Source organism: Petrotoga halophila DSM 16923, from assembly GCF_002924615.1.
In genome coordinates, this window is sequence record NZ_JALY01000125.1 from 1 (window position 1) to 9,531 (window position 9,531).

Here is a 9,531-nt window from a genome sequence, read left to right on the forward strand (position 1 = left end):
GCTGTTGTAGCTGCATATGTTATGATAACCTCTTTTACTCTTCCGCTGCTTATACAAGAGTGGAACTTATCCAACATTTTCGCTTCAACGATTGCTAGTTCTACTTTTATAGGCATGTTTATAGGCACATTAAGCGCTGGAATAATCTCGGATTACTTTGGTAGAAAGAAGTCCGCAATGTTTCTGTTGTTTATGGGAAGTTTTTTCAGTGTTCTTAGTGGTTTTATAGGTTCTCCAACTCTTTTCATTATTTTTAGGATTTTATCTGGTATTGGTTTTGGAGGCTCGATGCCTGTTTTAAACGCATATTTAACAGAATTTTTGAATGTTTCAATTAGAGGCAAATACCTAGTTTATTTAGAGAGCAGCTGGGCAATTGGAAGCATATTCATCGCTATTATCCATATGTTTATTGCAAGAAATTTTACTTGGAGATTGGATTACATATTTTTAGGGGCTGGGTTTATTCCTTTTTTGCTTTTATTTACCGTCCCTGAATCTCCAAAGTACTTGCTAATAAGAGAGAAAAAAGAGGAGTTTGAAAAACTTTTTAATTACAACATTCAAGAAAAAATTACTTTACCTAAGAAAGAAAAAGTAACCATTAATGCACTTTTTAAAAAAGGTTATTTGGTTAGAAGTCTGAATATTCTTCTCTTATGGTTTACTATGAGTTTTGGATATTATGGTATTTTCGTTTGGGTGAAAGGGATTTTAGCCCAAAAAGGTGTGGATCTTGTTTTAACAGATTGGTACACGTTTTACATGTTTTTAGCCCAGTTGCCTGGATATTTATTGGCAGCGTATCTTATTGAGAAGATTGGAAGAAGAAAAAGTGTTTTATTATTTGCTTTAGGAACAGCTATTTCTTTCGTTATATTCGCCAGTGTTTCTTCAAATATATTAGTATTGATTTTTAGTCTAGTGGTTTCCATTTTTTGTATGGGTGAGTGGGGGTTGACATATGCTTACACTCCTGAACTTTATCCAACTTCTATGAGAGGAACGGCTAATGGTGTATCAGGTGCTTTAACTAGGTTCTCTGGCTTCATCGCACCTTTTTATACTTCATATTTTCTTGAAAGAGGCAACATAAATATTGGATTAATAGGAATTGCAATCCTTTTCATGTTGACAGGGATACTGAATTTTACCTTTCTACCCGAAACTATGAAAAAAGAGGTTGATTGAGTCACAAAAACCTTTTGCCCCAATACTCAAAAATAAGTGAGTATTGGGGTTTTTTTAACATAGGTTCAAATGTTAGAAACTATTTTATGGGAAAATAATTGCGAATTTCATCCCACTTAAAAAGTTTTTCTAATGGAGTCGATATTCTTATGAAATGTGAAGGCTGTGGTGTAGAGATACAAACAGAAAACCCTAAAAAACCAGGGTATATACCTGAAAGTGTGCTAAAAGAAAAAGTAGAAAATAATGAATCTGTAGTTTGTCAAAGATGCTTTAAATTAAAGCATTATAATTATTTGTTGCCTATCACTATAAATTCCGATTTTTCCCATGAGATTGACAAAATTTTAAGGGATTTCAAAACGGTTTTGTGGGTAGTCGATGTAATAGATTTCGACGGCACATTTAGAAAAGAGATTGTTGAAAAATTAAAAGGGAAAAATATTTTTTTAATAGTTAATAAAATAGATCTTCTACCAAAAAGCACACCTTACGAAAATTTAAAAAAGTGGTTGCTTTTGAGAATAAAAGAAATGGGTTTAAATATACCAGATGATCATGTAAGAATGGTCAGCGTTAAAACGGGTATGGGAATCGAAAAAACAAAAAAACTGCTTTTACAAACAGAGAAAGAAAAGGTTTTGGTAGTAGGTGTAACCAATGTAGGTAAATCATCTTTTTTAAACAGACTTGTGGGGGGAGAAATAACTGTAAGTGCATATTCTGGAACTACTTTAAAAGTATTAAAAGCAAAATTACCTAACACAAACTTACAATTGTTCGATACACCAGGTATTTTCACTCAAGACAGGTTATGCGATTTTTTTGATATTTATACTCAGGTTAAGATGGTTCCTTCTAAAAAGATTAGGAATAAAACTTTCACAGTGAATGAAAAAAATGTTCTTTTTATAAGTGGATTGTTCTGGTTAAAAGTTTTAAAGAATGGGGTTAACAATTTACCCCCTATAATCACGGTATTTCTTCCAGAAGAGATATCGGCTCATAGGGCAAAAGAAGAAAGAATTAATGATTTACTTCATAATAGAAAAGTTTTATTTCCGCCTTATGATGAAAATTTTGATTTTAACCAAATAGAGTTTGAAAAAGAAATTGTAAAGATTGATAAGGGAAATGATATAGCCCTTCCCGGAGTGGGATGGCTTTCTGTAAAAAGAGGCCCTTTAATAGTAGAAATTTCAAAACCTAAAGAGTTTAGATATCTGGTAAGAAAATCGATGAAATAGGAAGATTTCATAAGGGCCAATTGCGGGTGGGCTGCTAGGCGAAGGGGCGCTGCCTATAGAGTTTTCGAGCTTCTAAAGAGAGTAGGATTTCATCATTTATGGAGGTGTTAAAACTTGCAATTGAAAGAACCAGGAATCGTTGTTGGAGTATCAAATAGGCACGTACATTTATCACAAGAGGATCTGGAAAAGTTGTTTGGTAAAGGTTATGAATTAACTCCTTTAAGACCATTGGGGCAACCCGGGCAATACGCATCTGAAGAATGTATAGATTTGATAGGACCAAAGGGAGCTTTCCAAAAAGTGAGAATATTAGGACCGGTGAGAAAGGAGTCACAAGTTGAAATCTCTAGAAGCGATTCTTTTAAATTGGGAGTAACCCCTCCCGTTAGAGACTCCGGAGATATAGAAGGAACACCTGGGATTACAATAAAAGGGCCTCTTGGCGAAATAGAATTAAAGAAAGGTGTAATTATTGCCAAAAGGCACATACATATGCTCCCAAGGGATGCTGAACATTATGGCGTTAAAGATAAAGACTTAGTTTCAGTATATTGTGACAAAGAAGGAAGAAGACTTGTTTTTCAAGATGTTTTGATTAGAGTTAGTGAAAAATTTGCATTAGAGTTTCATGTTGATATCGACGAAGCTAATGCAGCTTTGCTCAACAACGGAGATTATGTCAAAATTATAGAAAAATTCTAAAAACCGGTGTTAACACCGGTTTTTTTAATCAATATCAGAAGGGATTTCATAGGTTATCCCCCCATATTTCCCATCGGATATTTCTTTTAGAAAGATATTTCTTCCCCTTTCGTAATCTGGAACCCCGCCTTTTTTTAGAAAATTTCTCTTCATACAAAATTTTTCAATGAACTCAATTGCATTTTCACAGTTGTCCCATTCTTCTAAAACTGAATCCAAAATAGTAGTATACTCTCGTTTCAAAAAGTCAAAAAGATAGAAGAGTGCTTCGTCCATTTCCGAATCTTCTGCTTTTAGAGAGCCAATTAGAATTAATTTGTTCACAAGATCTTTTCTGAAAAGTTTTGGATATAGTACACCTGGTGTATCAAGAATTTTTAAGTCTTTGGATACGGTTATCCACTGTAAACCCCTTGTTATTCCAGGTTTATTGCCGACTGCTGCAGACTTTTTCCCTTTTAGACGGTTTATGAAAGTAGACTTACCAACATTTGGTATACCAACTATCATAAGAGTTTTTTCATTGAACTTTTGAGGGACGATGGGATAAATGTAGTTTAAAAAAAAGTCTTTCACATTGAATTCATTGAGGCTAAGTGAAAAAACATCCTCACCTTTCTCTTTATAATACTTTTCCCATAACTTAGTTTTTTTCATGTCGCAAAGGTCTTTTTTATTCAGAATAATTATTCTTTTTTTGTTCCTGAAAAGTTGCTCCTCTTCATACGCCCTGCTGGCGTATGGAACCCTTGCATCGAGAATTTCTACTACAGCATTGGCGAGTCTCAAATGCTTTTTTATCAAAGATTTGGTTTTTTCTATATGCCCTGGATACCACATGCTTTTAACCCCTTTAAACAGTTGTTTTTACTATGATTCTTATTTTACTTAAATTGTGGTATAATCTAAGTGATAAAAGTATACCTTAATTTGTAAAAAAATCAAAGAGGAGGGATAATCTATTCTGAGATATTCTATCTCTATACCTGAGAATGTGGAACCGATTGAAATTTTTGGGGCTTATGATAGTCGGACAAAGTACATAAAAAAAGAGATGAACGTAGATATACATTACAAAAACAGAAAAATTTTCATTGAAGGAAAGGATGACGACTCGGTCAATAAAACATCAAAGATATTCACAGAACTTTTAGAAATTTTAGACGAAGGGCATTTAATCGATTGGGATGAATTCCAATACGTGGTTTCTAGGTATAAAACCAACGGGAATGGTTCTAAGACTGAAGAAAAGAAAAAATCGATGAAAGATGTGATCAATACCCGCATTGTGGGTACTCAAATATTCGCAAAAACTGAGGGCCAAGCGAATTACATCGACTACTTAAAAAATAATGACATAGTTTTTAGTATAGGACCAGCCGGAACTGGCAAAACATATCTTGCAGTTGCTATGGCGGTAGATTATTTAAGATCGGGTAAAGTTCAAAGGATAATACTAACAAGACCTGCAGTTGAAGCAGGAGAAAAACTAGGTTTTTTACCTGGTAGCTTTTATGAAAAGATTGACCCTTATTTAAGACCATTGTATGACGCCTTGCTTGATTTTATGGATACTGACAAACTGATTTCATACAGAGAAAAAGGTATTATAGAAATACTACCGTTAGCTTACATGAGAGGTAGAACGTTAAACAATTCTTATATTATTTTAGATGAAGCTCAAAATACAACTTATCAACAAATGAAAATGTTTTTAACAAGGATAGGATTCAACACTAAGGCGGTCATTACTGGAGATGTAACCCAAATAGATTTAGAAAAAAAGAAAGATTCAGGACTACTTTCTGTTAGAAAGGTTTTGAATGGAAACATTTCAGGAATAAAATTCATTGAACTTTCAAATAACGATGTGGTAAGAAATCCTTTAGTAAAAGAGATTATAAAAGCCTACGAAGATTATGAAAACTCTGTATAAATAAGGAAGTGTTTTCCGCTGTATGAAGAACAAAAGTACTGAAAATACTAAGCGAACTAATAAAAGTCTTTTTCAAAAAGCAAATCTATTTTTTTCTAAAAATAAGGGTTTTATAATTAGGATGATTCTTTTTATATTTTTAGCCTTATTCACTGAATGGCTCATTTTCAACAGAATTTCGTTGAATTTTCAATTAAGTTTTAACCTAGTTTTTCTTGTTTTTTGGATATTTATCGCAGAATTTTTTTTATCTAGGAACAAAATGTTTCAACTTCATCCTAAAAATTACTGGGCGGCTTTTTTAACGCCGCTCTTTTTCAATATCTTACTGAATCTTTTTGTTTATAAATATGTGAATATATTTGCAATATCAATAATATTGAGTACTTTGATAATAACTTTACTAATAGATTACTCTACTGGCTTAATTTCAGGTCTCATATTTTCTGCTTACTTTGGTATTTTATTCGGATTTGATTTGAAATTCACAATTTTCTTATTTTTACCTGCAGCGGTTGTCGCACTATCATCCAGAAAGATCAAAAGAAGAATAGAGATAATACTTCCATTTTTTTGGGCTAGTTTAACACAAATTATCGTTGCTTATGTAATTAACTTATACTATACTCCTTTGGACTATCTCATAATAATCGAAAGTAATTTTTTAAGCATGTTGGTAACCATGGGTATTTTACCTTTCTTTGAATACTTAACCAGAGTTTATTCAGAAATTGGTTTATTGGAACTGGGTAATTTAAGCAATCCCTTGCTAAAAAATCTTTCTTTGAAAGCACCTGGGACATACTATCACAGCATGATCATATCTAACTTAGCGGAAAGTTCTTCTGAAATTATCAATGGAAATACTGTATTAGCTAGGGTAGGTTCTTATTTCCACGATATAGGGAAGGTGTGGAGACCTCAGTTTTTCACAGAAAACCAAAAGAATAAAAACCCTCATTCCGATATAAGTGCTAAATTAAGCTCTTTGATATTAAACAACCATGTTACCTATGGTATCGAATTGGCAAAAAAACACCGTTTACCCATACTAATAGAGGATATGATAGCACAGCATCATGGTACAAGGGTTAAGCAATTCTTTTACAGCGAATATTATAATCAAACAGGGATAAAAGATACCAACATGTTCAGATACCCTGGACCCATTCCTAAATTTAAGGAAGCTGCCATACTAATGATATGTGATGTAACCGAAGCCATGGTAAGAAGTATGCAAGACTTAAACGCTGTGGACCTTAATGAAAAGCTTGATAATTTGATAAATTCTCTTTTTTTTGAAGGACAGTTAGATGATTGTGGATTAACACTTAAAGAAATCAAAAAGATGAAAGGTCGTATTGTTAGAACAATAATGGAAATGAACCATAAAAGGATATCCTACCCCAAAGTTGAGGCAAAAGAACTTAGAGAGTAGAGGGAGAATGCCTTTGAAAATAAACGTTATAAACCAACAAGATTTAAGAACGATAGACACTAAAAAAATCAAAGATATCGCCAAAAAAGTTCTTTTAAATGAGGTTGGCGAAGGAAATTTTGAATTAAACATACTAATTACCAACGATAAGAGTATAAGCGAATACAATAACTATAGAGGCAAAAGTACACCGACAGATGTTTTATCCTTTTCATATGGTTTAAATGAACCTGTCCTTGGAGATATTGTCATGTCTGTTGAAAGTATAGAAAAACAGGCGCCTGATTTTGGCAATTCCTTTGAAGAAGAATTCTATTATATACTTATTCATGGCTTACTACATATCGTTGGGTACGATCATGAAAACTCTGAAGAAGATGCCAAAAAGATGTTTGAAGTCCAAGATCAATATTTTCATCAATTAATTAAAAACGGGAGGAGATAGTGTTGGCTACAGTAAAACCTTTTAAAGCTTTAAGACCATATAAAGGGATAGAACAGTGTTTCTCTTGCCCACCCTACGATGTACTTGAAGAGGATGAAGTTAAGGAAATAATCTCTAGAAATCCAAATTCTTTTTTGAGAGTAACAAGGCCCGAAGTAGAGGCTGAAGAAGATTCTAAAGAGGCTATTTACAAAAAAGCCAACGAAAATCTCAAATCTTTTATAAAAAATGGAGTATTAATCAAAGATTCCGAGCCATCTTTTTATATTTATTGTGAAACCTGGAAAGGGGTTTCTCAAACAGGTTTTTTTGCTGTTGTGAGTGTGGATGAGTACGATAAAGGAATTGTAAAAAAGCATGAATTAACCAGAAGAGACAAAGAAAACGATAGGACAAATCACATATTAAATTTAAATGCACAAACTGGACCCGTTTTCTTAACCTATAAAGCCCAGGAAGATTTAAAAACAATTATTAACCAGATTATAAAAAACAAAGAAATTCTTTATTCCTTTTGCGATGAAAACAATGTGAAACATGAACTTATCAAAATCCAAGAAGAAGACGAAAAGGAACAAATCGAAAAAGCTTTCAATAGTATCGATTATCTTTACATTGTAGATGGACACCATAGAGCTGCTGCAGCTTCCAGAGCTCAAAAAATAATGAAAGAAAAAGACACGAATTACTCTTTGGATAAACCCTACAATTATTTTATGGCGGTCATTTTCCCACACAATGAACTCAGGGTACTCCCATACAATAGAATAGTTAAAGATCTAAACGGTTTAAAAGAAGAAGAATTTTTGAAAAAGATCGGTTCCTATTTTGAAGTAGAAGAAGCCCCATTCTCACCCTATTCTCCTGATTCCCCTCACTCCTTTGGTATGTATCTTCAAAAAAAATGGTACAAACTCACATTTAAAGGTGAAGAAAGTGAAGACCCTGTTGAAAACCTTGATGTACAAATATTGCAAAAATATTTATTAGATCCCATATTTTCCATAAAAGATCCCAGAAGCGATCCAAGAATATATTTCCTTGGTGGTATTAGAGGTGTAAAAGAAATCGAAAAGTGGGTAGACAAAAAAGATTGGAAAGTTGGATTTTCTATGTATCCCACCCAAATAGACCAACTCTTAAAAGTTGCAGACATGAACAAGATAATGCCGCCTAAATCCACTTGGTTTGAACCAAAATTGAGGAGTGGCTTATTAATTCACAAATTAAGCTAGCACTTTTTCCCACGCGTTAGAGGTGGTAGTTATAAAATACTATAATTTTAATTTAAAAAACAAAATCGAAACAATAAAAACTCATACCGTTGATGAAAAAATTCAAGTAGATGAAATAAAGGTATTTGAAAATAACCTATACGGAATAAAAAGAAAATGGAAGATTTTATCTTCTCATAACTCGGTTGATTTCATAAAACGCATACTATGCCCCAGTGATAACGTTATGCTAACCTATTATCATGATGAGAAAGGTGAAATGTCTAAATATCTCGTTTATATAGATTTTGGTAAATACAATGTCAGCAGCGGCAATATTGAATTTCAAGATCAAGAATTAGATCTTCTAGTTTATAACAACTTAAAATACAAAATACTCGATATGGACGAATTATTAAATGCTTTTGATTGCAAAAAAATCACTTTTTCTGATATACAAAAGATTTTAATAACTCTTGAGCAGTTTATTAATAATTTTAATTATTTGGGTATAATTGGCGCTCTTCAACTCAGATTTGGTACAAACGCTATTAATTGGCTTTTGAAAAACAAAACTAGTATAGTATAATAACTCATAACTGGAGGGGAAAATATTGAGAAAACTTTATCGTTCCAGAGAAAACAAGATTTTAGCTGGCGTTTGTGGAGGCTTAGGGGAATATTTCCAAATAGATCCAGTCATCATACGGCTGCTATGGATTGTTTTAAGCCTAGTTTGGGGATTCGGGGTTATTTTGTATATAATCGCAATTTTTATAATTCCCCCTCAACCTCAAGGAAATAATTATTCTGAACAATTTGAAGAAACACCCGAAAACGAGCATAGTCATATTTCACATAATATAGAAGACGAAGACAGAAAAGTCGTCATAGGTTTGTTTGCTTTACTATTTATCGTAATTGGGCTAATTATTTTAGTAAGTATAATAACTCCTTCTACATTCTTCTTTAGAAATTTTATCAAAATCGTAATAAGTATATTGCTGATAGGAATTGGAGCATATTTAATTTCCAAATCAAGAACCAAAAAATAATTTTGGACGAAGGGCAAAGACTCTTTTATCCTTAGGGGCGGGCTGCGGGGTCTAAGGGACCGCAGGTCCCTTCTTTAATAAGGGTGGGAAGCAGGGCGAAAGGGCGCTATAAACAGAGATATAAAACTTTAAAGGAGGAATTCCAAATGTTTACTGGTGTTGGAACAGCTATTATCACACCTTTCGACAAGGAAACAAACGTCGATTATAATTCATTAAAAACTTTTGTTAAATATCCGCTTGATAACGGTGTTGACAGTTTAATAGTTTTAGGAACTACTGGAGAAGCACCTGCTATTG

The 9,531-nt window shown here is 33.1% G+C and carries 11 protein-coding genes; 10 read left to right on the forward strand and 1 reads right to left on the reverse strand.

The window, feature by feature from the left end; all coding sequences use genetic code 11:
* The 3 genes from AA81_RS05795 to pduL all read left to right on the forward strand — a co-directional run.
* On the forward strand, window positions 1-1,191 hold a 1,191-nt coding region (locus tag AA81_RS05795), incomplete at its 5' end, for an MFS transporter (protein WP_103898504.1).
* A 149-nt stretch (window positions 1,192-1,340) separates the two neighbouring features.
* On the forward strand, window positions 1,341-2,438 hold the full coding sequence (gene yqeH, locus AA81_RS05800; protein ID WP_103898505.1) for a ribosome biogenesis GTPase YqeH: 1,098 nt from the start codon (window positions 1,341-1,343) through the stop codon (window positions 2,436-2,438).
* Between the two features lie 114 nt (window positions 2,439-2,552).
* Window positions 2,553-3,143, forward strand: a complete 591-nt coding sequence (pduL, locus tag AA81_RS05805; RefSeq protein ID WP_103898506.1) for a phosphate propanoyltransferase — start codon at window positions 2,553-2,555, stop codon at window positions 3,141-3,143.
* A 24-nt stretch (window positions 3,144-3,167) separates the two neighbouring features.
* Here pduL and ylqF read toward each other — a convergent pair whose 3' ends face one another.
* The gene (gene ylqF / locus AA81_RS05810; RefSeq protein WP_103898507.1) at window positions 3,168-3,983 is read right to left on the reverse strand and encodes a ribosome biogenesis GTPase YlqF; all 816 of its coding nucleotides are present in this window, start codon (window positions 3,981-3,983) and stop codon (window positions 3,168-3,170) included.
* Window positions 3,984-4,197: 214 nt separating this feature from the next.
* Here ylqF and AA81_RS05815 point away from each other — a divergent pair, with 214 nt between their 5' ends.
* From AA81_RS05815 to AA81_RS05845, 7 genes are all read left to right on the forward strand, one after another.
* A complete protein-coding gene (locus AA81_RS05815; protein WP_103898512.1) occupies window positions 4,198-5,079 on the forward strand; it encodes a PhoH family protein in 882 nt (293 codons plus the stop codon).
* Between the two features lie 22 nt (window positions 5,080-5,101).
* Window positions 5,102-6,517, forward strand: a complete 1,416-nt coding sequence (locus tag AA81_RS05820) for an HDIG domain-containing metalloprotein (RefSeq protein ID WP_103898508.1) — start codon at window positions 5,102-5,104, stop codon at window positions 6,515-6,517.
* Between the two features lie 7 nt (window positions 6,518-6,524).
* Window positions 6,525-6,962 (forward strand): rRNA maturation RNase YbeY, encoded by a 438-nt coding sequence (gene ybeY, locus AA81_RS05825; RefSeq protein ID WP_245863484.1) that lies wholly within the window; start codon window positions 6,525-6,527, stop codon window positions 6,960-6,962.
* A 2-nt stretch (window positions 6,963-6,964) separates the two neighbouring features.
* The gene (locus AA81_RS05830) at window positions 6,965-8,197 is read left to right on the forward strand and encodes a DUF1015 domain-containing protein (RefSeq protein ID WP_103898509.1); all 1,233 of its coding nucleotides are present in this window, start codon (window positions 6,965-6,967) and stop codon (window positions 8,195-8,197) included.
* Window positions 8,198-8,219: 22 nt separating this feature from the next.
* Window positions 8,220-8,765 (forward strand): DUF402 domain-containing protein, encoded by a 546-nt coding sequence (locus AA81_RS05835; protein ID WP_103898510.1) that lies wholly within the window; start codon window positions 8,220-8,222, stop codon window positions 8,763-8,765.
* A gap of 25 nt (window positions 8,766-8,790) precedes the next feature.
* A complete protein-coding gene (locus AA81_RS05840; protein WP_169999625.1) occupies window positions 8,791-9,231 on the forward strand; it encodes a PspC domain-containing protein in 441 nt (146 codons plus the stop codon).
* A 146-nt stretch (window positions 9,232-9,377) separates the two neighbouring features.
* Window positions 9,378-9,531: dihydrodipicolinate synthase family protein (locus tag AA81_RS05845; protein ID WP_211292665.1), on the forward strand; the 154-nt coding region annotated here is incomplete at its 3' end.